This window comes from bacterium, from assembly GCA_016786595.1.
Taxonomy (GTDB): domain Bacteria; phylum Bdellovibrionota_C; class UBA2361; order SZUA-149; family JAEUWB01; genus JAEUWB01.
The window spans coordinates 37,031-56,022 of the sequence record JAEUWB010000045.1 but is presented as its reverse complement, the minus strand read 5'-3'; the positions used below and the strand labels follow the sequence as shown (position 1 = coordinate 56,022).

5 protein-coding genes are annotated in these 18,992 nt (G+C 43.3%); 4 read left to right on the top strand and 1 reads right to left on the bottom strand.

Annotated features, from left to right (window positions below; all coding sequences use genetic code 11):
- Positions 1-42: 42 nt before the first annotated feature.
- The 4 genes from JNK13_06775 to JNK13_06760 all read left to right on the top strand — a co-directional run bounded on the left by JNK13_06775 (position 43) and on the right by JNK13_06760 (position 17,565).
- On the top strand, positions 43-1,620 hold the full coding sequence (locus JNK13_06775; protein ID MBL7662438.1) for a hypothetical protein: 1,578 nt from the start codon (positions 43-45) through the stop codon (positions 1,618-1,620).
- Positions 1,621-1,640: 20 nt separating this feature from the next.
- Positions 1,641-3,587 (top strand): acetate--CoA ligase, encoded by a 1,947-nt coding sequence (gene acs, locus JNK13_06770; protein MBL7662437.1) that lies wholly within the window; start codon positions 1,641-1,643, stop codon positions 3,585-3,587.
- Between the two features lie 143 nt (positions 3,588-3,730).
- Complete coding sequence (locus tag JNK13_06765; protein MBL7662436.1) at positions 3,731-4,882, top strand: PilT/PilU family type 4a pilus ATPase; 1,152 nt, start codon at positions 3,731-3,733, stop codon at positions 4,880-4,882.
- 200 nt (positions 4,883-5,082) lie between these two features.
- Positions 5,083-17,565, top strand: a complete 12,483-nt coding sequence (locus JNK13_06760) for a DUF11 domain-containing protein (protein ID MBL7662435.1) — start codon at positions 5,083-5,085, stop codon at positions 17,563-17,565.
- On the opposite strand, the gene JNK13_06755 is transcribed toward JNK13_06760, so the two are convergent.
- Positions 17,525-18,940, bottom strand: coding sequence for a DUF1669 domain-containing protein (locus tag JNK13_06755; protein MBL7662434.1), 1,416 nt, complete (start codon positions 18,938-18,940; stop codon positions 17,525-17,527). The genes JNK13_06760 and JNK13_06755 overlap by 41 nt on opposite strands.
- Positions 18,941-18,992 lie beyond the last annotated feature (52 nt).

The window sequence follows — 18,992 nt, the reverse complement described above, 5'->3', positions numbered from 1 at the left end:
AGCTGCTCACTCAAAACACTTATTATTGTAAGTCTGTGTTTGGTGAGCAGCATCTCCTGGCTTTCTGTCAGTCAGGAGTATCCGACTGAGCTTAAACTTTTTAATTGGGCTTTAGTAGCACTTAGTTTGCTACTAATTAGTGGTCCATACCGCGACCGCAGTTATTTATATTTAATTACTTTCTTAGGCTTTTACTTAACGCGCAGTTTAATGGAACAGCCGTTTTCCGATCAGTACCTAGCCTATCAAGTTCTCAAGCCAATCGATCTACTTTCTGACTTTCCACTGCGACCACTTTACTCTCATTTTAGAGATTTTCCCGAGAATTATGTACGCCTGCAAGGCACAGGAGAGGCAATTAAGTATTGGGAATATCCCTATCTGCCCTTAACTGCAGTTTTATCTTTTCTGCATTTACCGTTTGGGTTTGACCCGCGGATTATTTATGCACTGCTTTATAGTTTATCAATCCTTGCCAACGCACAATTTATTCAGAAAGAAAAACGCTGGATTTTATTGGCGATAGCTTTTGCTACTCCAGCGCCTTTTATTTTGGGAGTTTGCTCGCTCTCCACCACGGCATTAGTGCCCTTGTCATATTTTTTGTTACGTCTAGGGATGTATTATCAAGGTTCAACGCTGATTGCCGCCGCCATCCTGGCCTGCTCGCAACTTTTCCATCAATCGACTTGGGTGCTTTATGGATTTTGCTGCTTGCTCTTAGCCACTCAGAAAAAACTTGCACCTGCCCTAATTTCTGGCCTGCTTGTGCTACTCTGCTTGACCTATTTTGCTTTTCCCTTTCCTGAGGCGTTTTACCATAACGCAATCTATCAACATCTTGGCTTTACAGATGCAGAAGTTTTTAAGGTGCGAAAAAGTTTTAATCCTTGGACACTAAGTGCATTAGTTGAGAGTTTATCGAATTTAAGTGCCGAAGAAATTTATCAGCTACTACCGCGTAAGACTTTGCAGCTTGTCGCAATTTTAGCGTTTTTTTCTTACTGGCTCTTTAGCGCAAAAAGCAAAGAACAGACGATTCGTGTTGCAACCTTACTGTCGCTAGCGATAATGTTTATCAGCCGCACAGCTTGGTCGGATAGTCGCTATTTCCTTGCCCCAGCAGTAGTTGCATTTTTCCCTGACGCGTTTGTGCAAATTGATCAGCAAGTAATAACACGTCTCAAGAAATTTTTACTCTCTGGCGGTGTCCTACTGATCTGCTGCACGCTATTTGCTAAAAATCTACTACTCGAGCAGTTGTCATGGGGGGTTGGGGAAATGCGTAACTATCAGATCGCGCTCCCTAGCGAGGGAGAGCGGTTTTCGCTATCAAATGGAGCAGGATATCTAGCTTCGGACCAGCGCGGACTGCAGTATTGGATTTTACTTCCACCAGGAAAGTATTCGATTTTTGCCACAGCAAAAAATAAAGAAACCTGGAAAGGGGAAGTAATAATTTCAGAAGAACGCTCATTTGGCTTACGCTTAGCACTGGAAATATTTTCAAGGGGCAACACCTTACTTTATTCGCCACTTCCCAACTCAGATGTTGGCTTTATGCGCAAAAATTTAGTTGGTGTTTCAATTGATCGCATGCAAATTACCAAAACCACTTAACCTGAGGTTGAAGAAATTCTATGAGTCAAGCATCGCAAACTACTTTTTTCCAACCGGGGAAAAGAGCTGCAGCTAGTAGCTATTTAGATTATGCAACCTATGAAAAATTATACCGTGAATCGATTGAAGCCCCAGAGATTTTTTGGGCCAAGCAAGCCACAGAGCAAATCAGCTGGTTAAAACCTTGGACAACAGTATTAACCTGGGATTATTCCAAGGCACATGTGCGTTGGTTTGAAGGGGCGAAGCTAAACGTTTGTTACAATTGCTTGGACCGACATCTTGATCTGCGGGGGCAAAAAATTGCATTAATTGGGGAAGGTAATGAACCAGGTGATGTGCAGAAGTTTAGCTATCGCGAAGCACACAAAATAGTTTGTCAATTTGCTAATGCGTTAAAGAGCCTAGGTGTTAAGCGTGGAGACCGGGTTGCAATCTACATGCCGATGATTCCACAGGCAGCGTTTGCTATGCTTGCCTGTGCCCGAATTGGCGCAGTGCACTCGGTAATTTTTGGTGGATTTTCTGCCGAGGCGATTCGCGATCGCGTGCTTGATGCTGAGTGCGTATGCGTGATTACTGCTAATGAAGGGTTACGTGGCGCAAAATCAGTTCCACTTAAGCACACTGTTGATCAAGCGCTTGAAGGGGTGACTTCTGTAAAGCATGTTTTGGTCCACCGCCGCACCAAGACAAATGTAAAGATGTATCAGCCACGCGATATTTTTCTGGATGAAATTCTCGAAAAAATGCCAGATCACTGCGCTTGCGAAGAAATGGATGCAGAAGACCCGTTATTTATTCTCTATACTTCAGGTTCTACAGGTAAACCAAAAGGCGTGCTCCATACTCAAGGCGGATACCTTGTTTACGCAGCGGTAACTCATAAATATGTTTTTGATTATCACGAAGAAGATATTTACTTTTGTGCCGCCGATGTAGGTTGGATTACGGGACATACGTATGTTGTCTACGGACCATTAGCAAATGGTGCGACAAGTTTGATGTTTGAATCTTTACCAAACTATCCCGATGCGGGGCGTTATTGGGATACGATTGAAAGGCATCGAGTTAATATTTTTTATACAGCACCAACAGCTATTCGCACTGTGGCTAAAGAAGGGGAAACAAAACCCCGTGAATATGATTTAAGTAGTCTAAGAATTCTTGGCACCGTAGGAGAACCAATTAACGCAGATGCCTGGCAGTGGTATTATCAGATGGTTGGCAACAAAGAATGCTCAATTGTTGACACCTGGTGGCAAACTGAAACTGGTGGAATTTTAATTACACCACTCCCCGGAGTAACTCCAACAAAGCCAGGCTCGGCAACGCTACCTTTCTTTGGAATTCGACCAGAAATTGTTGACGAGCAAGGTCAGGTCCTTGAAGGGAATAATGTGCGTGGGCGGCTTTGTATTACTTTTCCTTGGCCGGGACAGATGCGCACTGTCTATGGTGACCATCAGCGCTTTTTTGAGACTTATTTTTCACAATTTCCTGGAAAATATTTTACTGGTGATGCAAGTATTCGTGACAAAGATGGATACTACTGGATCACTGGACGTGTTGACGATGTGATTAATGTTTCGGGGCATCGTATCGGGACAGCCGAAGTTGAGAGTGCAATCGTTCATTCAGGAATTGTTGCTGAAGCTGCAGTTGTAGGAGTGTCTCATCCAATTAAAGGATCGGCGATCTATGCATTTTGCTGTCTCCGCGAAGGGGTAGTAAATTCAGAGGCAGTTAACATGGAAATCCGTAACGCCGTTAAAAAAGTTATTGGCGGTTTTGCTGCCCCTGATTTTATTCAAATCGTACCAGGGCTTCCCAAAACGCGAAGCGGAAAAATTATGCGCCGCATTCTTCGCAAAATCACTGAAGGCGAGCTTGAGCAGATTGGTGACACGACAACACTTGCTGACCCAGCAATCGTCAGTGAAATCATCAAGGGCTACAAACGCTAATCACCTAGAAACAATCAATATTTTCAAGCAATTAAGACTCGAAGCAAAGAGTGAAAAACTCTACTCAAGTTTATTGTATTTTTAAGCGACTTCTAACTTGGGGAAGTAGTACTAAGATTAATAAGATTTTTGAGTAGAATGCTATGTACGACATCAAGCAACTTCTTGCTTTCATGAAGCAACACGATGCCTCCGATCTTTATTTAACAGCAAATCTTGCACCAAGTTTTAAAATTCATGGATCTGTTAAGCCCGCAGGCAAAGTGCCACTCGATGCGGAGATGATCCATGGTTTGATTAAAAGTGTGCTCAGTGAAAAAGATTATCAAGAATTCTTAGGGAAGAAGGAATTTAATTCTGCCTGGTCTGACCCAACAATTGGGCGCTATCGTTTTAATTTTTATCAGCAGAAAGCATTACCTGCGATGGTAATACGTAAAATTGAGGTAAAGATTAAAACGCTAGACGATCTGAAACTTCCAGAAATTTTAAAAGACGTGAGTATGACAAAGCGTGGTCTAGTGCTTGTTGTCGGGGCTACAGGCTCTGGTAAGTCCACAAGCTTAGCGGCGATGATTAACCATCGTAACGAAAACGAAGCAGGTCACATTATGACCGTGGAAGACCCGGTTGAATATGTGCATGAGCATAAGAAATGTGTGGTTTCGCAACGCGAAGTTGGTGTTGATACGGAATCATTTAAGGCTGCCTTAAAAAACACTCTGCGGCAAGCACCGACGGTGATTCTAATTGGTGAAATTCGTGACGAAGAAACAATGGAGCATGCGCTCACGTTTGCAGAAACTGGGCATCTCTGTCTGGCTACATTACACTCAAATAATGCCAATCAAGCGATGGAGCGCGTGATCAATTTCTTTCCACCTGAAAGGCATCGTCAGATTTATTTGCAATTAAGTTTGAATTTGCGAGCAATCGTCAGCCAGCGTCTGATTAAAACAATTGATGGGAGTCGTGCGGCTGCAATTGAAATCTTACTAGACAGCGCGCGCATTAAGGAACTGATCAAGAAGGGACAAGTTGATGGTATTAAAGAAGCCATGTCTGCCGGTAGTGGTGAAGGAATGCAAACGTTTGACCAGGCAATTTTAGATTTATTTTTAGCTAAGAGAATCACGCTCAAGGAAGCTCTGGATAATGCAGATAGCGCGACGGATATGAAAATCAAAATTAAGCTTGCTGGTGGGGAGCTTGCCAAAGAGCTTGAAGCAGAGGAGAAGCGTGATCTTGCCCTGGACGATCACAAGGCAGCAAATGGTAAGTCTGCCTTTGGTTAATACCTTTTGGGTTTTTTTGTCTAAGAGATCCTCTTAAGTTCAAGTCAGAAAAACATTTAGCAACTAAGTGTTTTAAGTTATCATCTTAATTAAGGGTAACCATGCCTCAAGTTGCATTAATTTTATGTCGAAATTTGTAGGCCAGACTTGTTTAGAGTTCGTTTTAGTTTTGAAATTCTATCACTCGGAATTAAATAATTATGTCATTTAGTAGAACTATTTTCATTCACAAATTATTTGTTCTAGCAGTTTCGATTATCGCAGCAAGCTTATTCGCTCCATCGACTGCATTTGCTGACATTACTCAAGATAATAATAACGGCTATCTCAGTATTGATTTATCCAATCTTGTTGGCCTTACACCCTCTTTAAGTGAGTTACCACCGAATGCGTCTAACTTACAGTTTAGCAGTGGTCGTGTGGTACTGAATACAGCGGGTAGTTTTACTAGTGGCACATTTACAACAGCTGAAGTCCGGCCACCTTCTTTCTCGGCATGGACAGAACTTGAAATCGATTCGATTACTTCTTTTCCTGCTGATATTGAAGCCCGCATCATTGAATGCGGCACAACAAATCCAGTTACCGGAGTGCCAAATCCAGCTCCGATCGTTGGTGGTAAGGTTAATCTAAGCGGGATTAATAAAAATACTTATCCCTGTATTCGTGCGCAAATTACCTTGCGGGATAACAGTGGCCCAGCGCCAAGTGTCGACGATTTAACTTTTCGTTGGGTGCCATTGCCAGTGTTTCTTTCTTCTATTACCTGTCCTGCGACCAAAGGAGTTGGGACTAATATAACATATGACGTGCGTTATTCCGTTTCATATGTTTCATCGAACGGTGTAATTGTATGGGTTCCGCTACCAAGTGGGGTGACTGATGCATATGGGCAGGATGCTAGCGCAACATTTGTATCTGCAACAAATGGCGGGCTCTATACATCTACAGGCCTAACTGTCCGTGGGATAAACATTCCAGCGAATTCTGTATATTGGGACTTAGGTCCAGAAGCAGAGGGGTCTTCCAGCTTATTGCGCTTTACAGTTCGTAGTAATAATGGTGTGCAAAATAATACAGCGTGGAATTATCAAGCCTTTGTTGATTCGGCGGATGCTGAGTTAGCGGTAAGCGATAGCAATCCCTCGCTACCAGGAAATCAGCCTTGCGCGACGAACCTAACTTCAACTCCTACACCAAAAATTAGGAAGGAAGCATTGGGCGCAGTTAATCTTGGGACGGATCGCATCGTTTATAATGGCAGTGGTTACAATGGTCAGGTGACTTATCAAATTGATATCGAAAACACCTTTGGTCCAACTGACAAGGAAACAATATTTGATCCAATTGTTCGCGACGATGTGTCTCATATTTTTTCGATTTTACGCAGTTCCGCTGCTGGCGGCTGTAACATGGCATCACCAGCTAGCGCATTTACAAATATTTCATCTAGTGGCGTGCTTAATTCGTCAACACTTGGAGCAGAGTATATTCAATGGGATTTTACGAATAATCATCTGAGCGTTGGCTCGACTCGAACAGTAAGTTTTACGGTTGATTATAGCACTTGTTTATCGCGTCCAATTGCTGATGGAACAATTGTTAATAACAACGTCTCTCTGACTGCAGATAATATTAATCAAATATCAGCAAGTCGAAATGTTAAATTTGGTTTGAATCTTGCGCCAAATGGCGCGTATGCCAAAGGTGAAGAAATTCGTGGTTTTCGTGAAACTAGAGCTGGTGTGAACGATAATGAAATCCGCTTCGTTAATCACGGGGAAACTTTTAAGTATATTCTCTATCAGACAAATGCAGGACCAGTTAACTTATATGACAATGTTTATATTGATAAAATTCCAGCGGGCTTAGACCTTGCTGCTGTTTCGATTGCAAGTTCGTATCGGGCAACAGTGTTTTATGCGACAACTAACTTATTTGGAGATCCAAATTCTCCTCCTGCATTTACATTGAGTGGCACACCAGGAATCGCACCAAGTGATCATGGTGTTTGGTCGACTACGCCACCAACCTCGGTTAATCAAACAACATGGGTCGCAGTATACGTTCCATGTTTATCATCGAATATATTTCCAGCTGCTCCAGGCAGTCTGTGCGATGGTGTGCCATCAAATGTTGCAGCAGATATTTTAGTGCAAGCTGAAATTCCAGGCGATGCATGCTTGGAATCTGAGGCTAATAATATTGGCCACTTTAGAACTTACAACGCATCGAATACGATTGCCAATAATGACAGTGGCTTTGTAACTACAAGTTTAAGTTATATCGATACTGCAGAAAAAACTAAAATTAACCCTCTATTGGGTGAATTACTTGAGCCGACTTCGATCATAACTGGTAATGACTATGTTGATTCTCAAAGTAGTGCAACATATCGTATTACTATTAATAATACTGGTTCCGACACAATTGTCGGTGCTACGGTTAGGGTTAATATCCCGCAGATTCTAGTCAATGGTGTGATGCAATACATATCATTGGCTTCAATTACCGGAGGAAGTGTCGATCTCTCGACCTTGGCAAGTGGTTACGTCACTGTTAGCCTGGGCGATATTCCGCCTGGTGCAGCATTCATCCGACATATTGATTTAAGTCTGACTATTCCAGCAGGAGTGATTGATGGCACCACATATTCAGTTGGAGTATTAATTAATGGTAGCGATCCCGAAGGATGCCAAACTATTGCAAGCTCGCTGTCCAAGACGACAATAATTAATGCGGAGCCACGTATCGAAGTTATTAAATCAAGGGAAGAGGCCTTGATTGGTAGCGGTGGTGATATTCACTATGAAATTGATTTTCGAAATGCTGGTCGCTCGCCATTAACAAATACATACATCGTCGACGAAGTTCCAGCTAAGACTGTTCTAGGCGCTGCATACACTTCACCTGCCGTAGATGCAGTTGGCAATGTGTTTTCTTGCGTAGATTGTAAAGTTTATTTTTCAACTGGCCACCCAGATTTACCAGTCTCTATTTCGCCAGCTGATCAATTTCAAGTCAGTGATATTACGAATTACTTTGTTTTAGGAGTTGAAGTAGATCCACTTAATTTGACAACACTACAACCTGGGTCTGGTGTTTGGTTGCCCCCTGCCAGCTATGCAAACCCAAGTCAGATTAAATTTGTAGCTTGGAAAATCGATGACTCAAGCTTGCCTCAGCCATTATTAGCCACAAATACCTTAGGTAAGGTGGGTATGTATGTGACCAATGATGATGATGGCTCAGGTTCAGGTACATCAGGTTCGGTCGATGGCACAATTATTCGAAATAACGCCGCTTCTATGGCAGATCAGCTATTACAAACGATTTCTAATCAAGTCATTACGACAATATTGCCAGAGCCAGGATTAAGACTTTCTAAAACTTCCGATCAGGACATTATTGGCGCTGGAACGCCATTTACGTGGTCGATTAGTTACTATAACGATTCTGGTTCGGATGACACAGAAGTTATCTTAACAGACGCCCTACCACTTGGCGTTAATATCAGCGGCCTAACTCATGAGTGGAATTCTCAAGCATTGGCAAATGACCCCACTCTGCCAGCAGGGCAAGTCAATATTCTTGCAAACGCCAATGTCCAAGTTACGCCAGGTCCTACAGGAACTACGATCCGCATTGTTATTGCTGATACAGATGGAAGTCCAACTGACGGATTGCGCCAAAGTAACTTAGGATTTTTAGAAGGCGGCATAATTCGAATTATGGCCACGGTGGATGGCACGATTGTTTCTTCTGGTACAACCTTAACTAATACGGTGGAAGGTTGTTATTCTAACCCACTTAATAGCTATTGTATTACAGCAAGCGATCTAGTGACGGTGCAAAAGCCTGATTTAACAGTTAATAAATTTGTCAGTCGCACCGACCCACTACCAGGGGAAATTGTAACTTATACTTTAATCATCGCCAACCGTGGACAGTTAGCTGCACCGAATGTGAATTTGGTAGATATTTTACCTGCTGGCGTTTGTTTTGTTGGCGGCTCAGCGCAAATTTCACCTGCGCATTGGAGTGTGACAGGACCAAGTGAAAGCGGTGGACCGTGTGCTACGTCACCGAGTAATTTGACTTGGTCAAATTTTGTAACAACTGTTCCGCCTGGAACTCCTGCAGGAACCATTCCGGGAAATAGTGAAAATATTACGATTAGCTATCGCGGACAAGTTCAAGCTGGAGTTGCTCCGGGTACAACATTAACTAATAGTGTCGCGATTTCAACAAGTATTCCTGAAGATAATAATTTCCCCAATAACGACACGCAAGATACACGCACACCACTTCCTGATCCTTATATCAGTAAAGCTGGACCTTTGAGTGTCTTACCGGGTCAGGCGTTTAATTACACATTACAGTATGGAAACCTATCGAGAATTGCTGCAACTGGAGTTTACTTTATTGATCGATTGCCTGACATTGGAGATGATGGCACTGCGAATATTACCCTGGCAAGCATTGCTGCAACGCATGGTGAAGTTATATATTGCCACGATGCTACAACTGGAGAGCCGGCAGTGGGCGATCTTTCTCCAGCAACGCTTAACATGAACGGTTGGGTCACTCAGCCCGGTTGTTTCACTCCTGGCTACAAGCCGACATATATATTAGCTGTAATTGGCTCATTAGCAGGGAATGCTGGGCCATTTAGCATCACGATCGGGGTTGAGGCTCGCGATCAAATGACTGGTATCGCGTTACCAGCTGCATCAACGATTGTTAACAATGTTCGTATCGGTGCTACCGTCGATGACAATTCGAGCAATAATAATTCTTCAGCAACGAGCCGCACACCAGGGTTCGATCTATTTATTACAAAAACTGGTAGCATTGAAGGTTCGTTCCCTGGCACGATTCCAGGGGCTGCGCTTAGCTATACGATGACCTATGGTAACTCCGGAACTGAGCGTATTTGTAATGTGGCAATTACGGATACGCTACCTGCCGGATTAGACTTAGCAGGCAGTGGGCATAATTTTTCAACTATCTCCTTGGTAGATTCGGCGGGCAATCCGATGGCGGCTGTTGACCCAGCAGGCCTACCGATTAGCGATGCAATTCCAGTCGTTTTTAATAATTCTTCCGGTAATTTAACTTGGACGCTTGGTAATCCAAGTAGCGGGGTGTGCTTGCCGCCTGGTAGCCGCGGAACGTTTGAAGTTTACGTTAGCATTGATAGTAATGTGGCTGATTCAACGAGTATTGAGAACTGCGCGCATATCGATCAATCAGCTGTTCCGGTTGGGAATGAAGACATTCGCTCAAATAATGATGATTGTTCAAGTGTGAGTGTCTATCGCAGCGATGTAACTAGTTCAAAAACTGGATATGCTTGCGGACCAGATGACGATTGCTCGACTGCAATTCCGGGAGGTGGTGAGGATAATAATAGCTCAGAAGTTAATGCCGGAGAAAAAATACGTTATACAGTTAACTATAACAATTCTGGCAATACTGCTGCAGAAGGCGTAACGATTGTCGAGCAAATACCTACAGGTTCATGCTACGTAATAGGATCGGCTGAAGTCAATCAGCCAGCTGGCACGACGCTCGAATTTTCTTCTGATGGCGGATCGACCTGGAGCTACGTTCCGGTTGGTGCAGCTGGCACGACAGATTGCTTAGTGACAAACTTCCGATTGCTGTTTACTACTGGTCTTCCTGCCCCAGCAACTTTCTGGTCGCAGAGCACGGCAGCTGAGTTTAGCACGGGAACTCTAACTGGGGTTAGAGCGCAAAATGGCTCCGACAATCTAGGTGAAGTTGTTCTTCAAAGTGAATCACGTCGACTCTCTAATCATAGTTTAACTACAGCACACTCATCAAATCCTGACTATGAAAGCGCCCACGCGATGAAAATTCTTACTGGCGCTGATGGGGTTAGTAAATTCGCCTGGGTTGAAGCAACAGAAGCTAGTACAGGTAATGAGTTAGCAGTTTATTTCTGGAGAGATGGCATGGGTGCCGGGGGAGCTCAGCAAGTAGCTCCATCTGCAAATTTCATTCCCGAATCAGACATTAGGGCCTTCACTGATGCAAATAGTAAAGCTCACATTATCTGGATTCAGGAGTCGGGGACGGGCGAAAGTGCTGATGTGTACTACTGGAATGAAGACATGCCTTTTGGTTCTCCACAGCGCATTAGTGATTTAACGCTAACTGAAGGCTGGGTGCGAAAATTAACTGCTACAATCGATGCGAATGGCACAGTCCACGCCTTGTGGGATGAATTGAATAGTGATTCTGCTGAATTCACTGATGCATTTTATTGGAACAGTCAGTCCGGTATTACAACATTAGTTTCAAATCACGGGATAACTCGGGGCTATGCTAGTGCATTAAACCTAGCAGTGACTCCTTCGGGCATCGCGCATATTGCATTCAAAGAGCATACAACTGGGACTGAGCTTGGCGGTTTATTTTCCGATACATTCTATTGGAATTCTACAATGGCTGCAGGCACTGCAATTAATATTTCAGATCCTACAAACACGGGCATGTCAGCAAGCGTAATTCTCCTTAAGCTCGATGCCTTAGATCGCGCACACGTGGCGTGGTCAGAACTCATGGCGGGAGAGCATTACAATATGTTCTACTATCGTAGCGACTTTGGGGCTTCGCCTGGTGTTGATATTACTGATGCAAGCGTTACTGATGGGCTAATTGATAATTGTGAGATGGTTATTTCAACCACTAACAATGCGCACATCTATTGGGCTGAGAAATTAAATGGCACTGGCCATACCGATCTGTTCTTCTGGTCTAGCTCATCGCTACCGTCTCTAGCAGCAACACGAGTAAGTGACACCGCGGCTGGCTCACAAAGTATTTTTCAAATCGAAGTGATCGCCGATTTGGTTGGCAGATCTCACATTAGCTTTATTGAGGGTAATAACGACGTCTACTATTGGAACAGTTCTCAAGCAGCAAACTCTCCAACTCTGATCAGCAATGCGACATCTACTTCGGGTTTTGCTAGACTTTTAACCGATCGCCGCAGCGGCGAAAGTTCAATGATCCTTAATCCAGTGTCTAATACTCCGTGGATAACTTTCGAGAAGAATAACTCCACTCCAGTTGAATCTCTAGATCGTTTTTACTGGGATTCTTCTACTCCTGCTCCTGCTACTAGAATCACAAATTTAGTTGATACTCAAGGAGGAACTAGCCAATTTGGCTCAGCTGCACGTTCTCCCTCTGGGAAATTTCAAACGACATGGGGTGAATTTTCAGCAACAGCGGGAGAATCCACAGATATCTATTTCTGGGATACGGATATTGCAGTTGCCAGCCCATATTTACTTACTAGCCGCAGCAACTCTCAGGGCGTTAGTAAAATATCAGGCTATGGTGGATTAATCCATTATGATGCATCAGGGCAGCCAGTCATATCTTGGGGGGAAGAGAATTCAAGCGGCCAATTTGAAGTCTACCGTTGGGAAGGAAGTTTGGGGGCGAGTTCTGGTCAGCAGATTAGTTTAACAGCAGAAACCGACCCAACAGCAGATGCGACTTTCGAGGAATTTAGCAAAAGAACACCAGATGGCTGTGTGTATACGATTTGGAAGCAGAATGCTAATACCGCTCTTTATCCATCTGAAGGTTCAGATGTTTTTGCTTATCCATTTAATGTTTTAAATGGAACAATTCGCAGCCCTCTGATCGCCAATACTTCTGGCGGTAATTTACTAGCTTGGGGCAACTTGATTGTCAGTACTGAATTACCTCCAGGCTCAAATATTACTTATTCTGTATATGATAGTACCGGAACAGTAATCCCAGGCTTCAATAATTTAACTACTACTTCTGGGATTATTTCTCTGGCTGCGATACCAGTAACAGCACCATCCAATCAGCTCTATATTGAAGCGACAATGACTCCTGGACCAGGTTGCGCGACAACTGTGACTCCAAAACTTAAGTCTTGGCAAGTAACATATACTACTGATTCTCAACCGAATTTTACTTTTGATGTCCGGGTATTTGACTCTGGCCTAAGTGTTAATTCAATTAGAAATGTGGTTTGTATTTCAACTGAGACACCTGAAACAAACGCGAATAATAATTGCGGGCAGCATACGCTGCCAATTCGGATGGCAGATATTCGAATCGAAAAGTCTGTAGATCGCGGCGCAACACTTCCAGGCTCTGGCGATACTCTCACGTATACTATTGACTACTGTAATGATGGTCCTTCAACAGCCGATAATCCGATTATTGCAGATACGATACCTGACTTTTTTGTGCTGAACGTTGGCTCACTGCCTGTAGGTTGTAGCACAAATGTATCAGGGTTTACTTGCATGCGCTCATCACTAGCGCCAGGTGAATGTGGTCAAATTACATTTAACGGCACTTTATCGGGAGCTGCTGTTGGTGGAGAGTTGTTGAGAAACGCAGTCTGTATTTCTTCAGATACATTCGATCCTGATCAGAGTGATAATTGTGACACCGCAGATACTCGTGTTGGCACACTGGCTAACGTGTATATACAAAAAACTGGGCCTTCAACGGTTAATCTTAATCAAGAATTCGAGTACTTCATTTCCTATGGTAATAACGGTAATACTGACGCCAATGACGTCTATATCGTTGATAACTACGATGCTACTCGGCTGACATTTGTTAGCGCAGTTCAACTTAGCGGCAGCCCAGCGCTTACCTGCTCTGAGAGTCCAATTGGAACTGTAACTTGCTCTGCTGACGGAACAACAGCAGGCGGGGTTGTGCTACCAGCTGGTCAGACAGGCACTATTGCACTACGAGTGCGTGTAAATAATGATCCACAAATTTTAATTGATAGCGCCAATGGAACCTATATCGATAATATTGTGCAGATCTCAACAACTACTGCGCAAACAAGCTTAACTGATGATGCTGACGACCATCAAGTTCGACCAACGCTTTCAACGCTGGCAAGCTTGTCAGGAAGCGTTTTTGTAGACCGTGATAGTGATGTGATTTTTGACAGCGGAACAGATACGGGCATTAATAATGTGCCAGTCTTTTTATATGGCTTCGATATTTTTGGTCGGGTCTACGGTCCTGATTCAAATATTTATGCTGCTCAATATACTTCTGCGATGACGGAAATATTGCCGGTTCTTATTTCTAATGGAATCGTGCCAGGCGGAACTACTCTGAGTAGCCTACCGACACTTGCAAATTACGTCGCGCTTGCCCCAGTAATTACAAATTCTAGTGGCGACTATAGTTTTTCGGGATTATATCCTGCACTTCCAAGTTTTAATGGTAGTTTCTACAATGTAATGGAGAGTCAACCGCTTGGTTATAGATCCACAGGGTCAAACGGCGGTCAAATTGGCTTGACTGCCAACGATAGTTCAACAGCTTCTCTCGGCCATGGATTAGGGTCTAAGGAAGGCGGATCTGATGTCAATCGCATTCGCAATATTGAATTAGCCGAAGGCACAAATAGTATTCGTAATGACTTCGGTGAAGCGCTTGGTCAAATCGGTAATCTGGTATTTGCTGATACTGATCGTGATGGCGTTAAGGATCTTGCAGAAGTCGGCATCGGTAATGTCGAAGTCAGCTTGTATCAGGACACTGACCCGAGCGACGGAGCATTTAATCCTGCTATTGATATTCTAATCAGCCAAACTTATACCGACACAAATGGAGCCTATCTTTTTGCAGACTTACGACTTGATGATGATGGTGGAGATAGTAATTTTAACTACTTTGTCGTTGTTACTGATAGTGCCGGAGTATTAACTGGTGCGATTAACACACTTGGCACTCCAGGAGTTGATAATAATTCTCAAAATGCAACTGGATATTCGATTACCTTAGATAGTTCTAACTTCTCGAACCTTACCGGTGATTTTGGTTATGTATACCCAGCCTCTCTTGGCGATACAGTTTGGTACGACACGAATGGAGATGGATTGCAGGGTGCTGATGAGCCTGGGGTAGCTGGTGTGACAGTTAATCTTTATCTTTCAGACAATACTCTATTTGGCACGACGATAACTGACGGTAATGGTCATTACGAATTTCTAAATCTTGCTCCAGGGGATTATTATGTAGAATTTATTCCTCCAACTACAGGGGCTTATCAATTCTCAGTTAAAGATCAAGCCTCAAATTCACTTGATGCTTTTGACTCGGATGCTGATACAAGCACTGGCCGAACTGAAGTAATTACCCTAGCTGTTGGTGAATCAAATCGAACAATTGATGCAGGGCTTTCAATTCCAAATATTTTACCTGCAAGCATTGGTAATTACGTATGGTATGATACCGATGGCAATGGGCAACAAGATACTGGTGAGACAGGTGTTGCTGGGGTTACCGTGAGATTACTTGACTCACTTGGCAATCAAATTGCTCAAGTACTGACTGATGGTAATGGATTTTATCAATTCGGTGGACTAGCTCCAGGTGATTATATTATCGATTTTGTTCCAACTGCTTCCTATAATTTTACAGCTCAAGATAATGGAGCGGATGACTCTGATAGTGACGCAGATGCAAGTACTGGAGAAACAGCGCTTATTTCTTTAGCTGCTGGTGATCATAATGAAACGGTTGATGCTGGCCTGATCTTAAGCGGTGGCCTAAACCCAGCAAGCATTGGTAACTATGTTTGGTATGATACGAATCAAAACGGTCAGCAAGATGTTGGTGAAACTGGTATCGCCGGAGTTACTGTTAGGCTTTACAACGGTAGCGGTACCTTGATTTCTGAAACAATTACAAATGCTGACGGAGAATACTATTTTGGCAATCTTGCCCCTGGAGATTATAGCCTAGAGTTTATTCCATCTAACTCACTTTACGTATTTACTTTTGCTGATTTTGGCGGCGATGACATGCGTGATAGTGACGCAAGTTCAATCACTGGAAGAACTGCCACAATTAATTTAAGTTCAGGCGAAGACGATACAACCGTCGATGCCGGAATGTATTTAAGCTCTGGAGCTCCTGCTAGTATCGGAGACAGGGTATTTAGAGATGTTAATTCAAACGGCATTCAAGATGGTTCTGATAGCAATTTATCAGGCGTCACTGTAAATCTCTATGATTCAAATGGAAATTTAATTTCTACAACTCAAACTGACGCTTCAGGTTTGTATCTATTTGAGAACCTTGCACCTGGAACTTACTATGTGGGAGTTATCCCACCTTCGGGACTTGGATTTACATTTGATAATATTGGTTCAGATGATTCTGTGGATAGCGACATTGACCGTACAACAGGGCGCTCGCCAGCAATTACTTTAGCCAGTGGCGAAAATCGCCGCGATGTTGATGCCGGCTTATCCAGTCCAGTTGGAACAATTGGTAATCAAATTTTTAGAGATCTCGACGCTGATGGAGTATATGAGCCAGGTGCCGGAGAGAGTGGATTTGAGTCTGTCAAGGTTAGCTTATACTGGGATATTAACAGAAATGGCGTGCTTGATGCCGGAGATCAGCTGATTGATGAAACATTTAGTGGGTCAGATGGGCGTTATCAATTTGTTGATCTTCCAATTGATGATGGAAGTTCTGCCTTCCATTATATTGTTGCAGTAGAGCAACCAGCTGGCTTCGTCTCAACCTTAGGAACTCCAGGCGTAGATAATAACTCTCAGATCTATACGGGTTATCATGTAATTTTAAATAGCGGTTCACCTGAAGTAGTCTATGCTGACTTTGGTTTTACTTCGAGCAGCGGAACCTGTGCATCTGCGGATATAGATGGCGATGGTATTCCAAATAGCACTGATGTAGATATAGATGGCGATGGTATTCTCAACACCCTGGAAATTGATCAAGCCAATACGCTCCTTGGTGGCAATTTAGATCTTGATAGCGATGGTCGAGTAAACCATTTAGATCTTGATTCTGATGGCGATGGCATTACGGACCGACGTGAGGCTCAAGTTAGTAGTCCATATCTTGCACCGTCTGGAGTTGATGCAAATTCAGATGGCATGGATGACGTGTATGCTACAGGTTTGACTCCAATTGATACCGATAGCGATGGTCGACCTGATTATCTTGATGCAGATTCCGATAATGATGGCTTAAACGATAACGTTGAGTACTTAGACCCCGCTCAATATATTCCTCCAAGTGGTATCGATGCTAATTGCGATGGTCATGATGATGCCTATGTAATCGACCGCGGCCCATATGGTGGATGTTCAGGTATTCCTGATTTTAGAGAAGCGATCGATTCTTGTCCTGATGTTAACGTAGTCAACTTGCAGTTTTCAGTTGACCATAGTGCAGCGATTTTAGACCAATATATCAATCAGCTGCTACGTCTGCGTCAGACGACTCGATCTGGCTCGGTTCGCGGTCGGGGTTGTAAAAAGCTTTCAGCTTCTCAAGTTAAAAATTATCGTGCACGTTCTCGTGGCTTCTACACACGTTTTTGGAATGCAACTTGGTCATTGCCTGGACGTTCGTCTCAAGTTTCTGACCCTGATAATACTAGCTGCCCACGCTATGAGACCGCTCCAGCACTTACTGAGATGTCAACGACAGCTGCAGGCCTTAAAAACCTAGCTCGCACGATCGCTAATGGCTGCAAGAATAATTCCAAGGCACGTAGTATTCGTACAAAGGTAGATGCGCGTTATTCGTCAATGACGACAGTTATTAATGGGTTGCCAAATCCAATGTTTGTATGTCCGCGGTAGCTTGACAACGAAGCAAGTCTTTTTCGTGAATGATTTGCAGACGATCGAGTCCGCAGTTGGCCAAGATTTGTCTGGCTCCGGCATTAATTTTACGCAGTCGATCATGAACGAATTTTCCAGGGGCAATAAATTGAGCGACTCGCTGCAAGTCTCGGGCGGCAGCTTGCGCTTGATCGCTCGAGTAATGACGCTGAATTAAAAGCCACTGCTCCGGAGGCAGCGTAGATTCAATATTTTTGTATCGCTGGTCTCCAGCCAAATAAAGTAAATTTTTTACTTGAGCTAGTGTTGAATCAATAGCGCGTTGGTTTTTGGTAATTGCATATAGTTCAGCTGAATCAGACAAAGCATTTCGCGAAAGATTACCAGTCCCAAAGAATAATTCAGTTTGATCGAAAATCACGATTTTCATATGTGGCGAGAAGCCTCGATCTGAATTTCCCAAGCTGTCATAATCAACAAGACCTTTGACTAGACTAGAAGATTTTACTCGTGGATGTGTGCCTGTAATGACCACAACTCGAATTCCTCGTTGCTGAGCACTGTGCAACTCATCCATTAGAGAAGAGTCAGAAAACTTATGCATGACTACAACAATTTCCTGTTTTGCCTGACGGATTTTAGTTTTCAATAAATAGCTTATGTCATGTAGCTGTGGCTGTAGGAAATATTTGGCAACTGCTGATGAACTACTTTGGCGAGTAAGAAATAATTCACAGCTTCGATCGAACATTTTTTTCAATAAGACTTGATCACTCACAGTTGGAACCATGAAATCAACTAAGCACTGATAATCATCACGACGTTGACAATTGTGTTCAAGCATTTGCTCATAGTAACTGCGTAGCTCTTGCACAACCTCGGCATCGCTAAAGTGATAGATCAGATCAAGGTATTGAGCGCGGCTGGGTAAGGAAAGATTCATTCCTGACAGAGACGCGTAATTTGAGGTTTCAGGAACAACAAACTTCCAGTGATAAATCGATTCGAATAAGCCTCCACCGATAATTGGGACGATATATATCGATGGATGTTCTGAATACGCTCTAGCAAGCAAACTACTTTGAAATGTAGAGAATGATAGAGCGGCATCTAGAGCCAGAAAGACGTGTTGTCGATTTTCACGAAAAAAATCATTCCAAGCTTGAGCTAGCGAGTTCCCATAAGACATTGTGGATGCAAATATTTTTTCTGATTTTCCGCTTTGATTTACGCGGTCGATCGTGCGCATGATGTTGTCAGCTAATGAATCGAATGGAAATACGCTAATTTCTACATTTTCAATAGGCTCATAATTTGGGATCGTTAGGCGGGGCTGTATTTTCTCGATACTACTTCGTTGGGCGCCGCAGCTTTTTATTGGGCTGTTTAGCATGCTTAATCCGCAAAACTTTCGCGCCTGGCACTCTTGTTCAAGGAATTTTGAC

Coding starts and splice junctions, on each gene's coding strand:
- JNK13_06755 (MBL7662434.1), bottom strand. CDS start 18,940: ATGCTAAACAGCCCAATAAAAAGCTGCGGCGCCCAACGAAGTAGTATC.
- JNK13_06760 (MBL7662435.1), top strand. CDS start 5,083: ATGTCATTTAGTAGAACTATTTTCATTCACAAATTATTTGTTCTAGCA.
- JNK13_06765 (MBL7662436.1), top strand. CDS start 3,731: ATGTACGACATCAAGCAACTTCTTGCTTTCATGAAGCAACACGATGCC.
- acs (MBL7662437.1), top strand. CDS start 1,641: ATGAGTCAAGCATCGCAAACTACTTTTTTCCAACCGGGGAAAAGAGCT.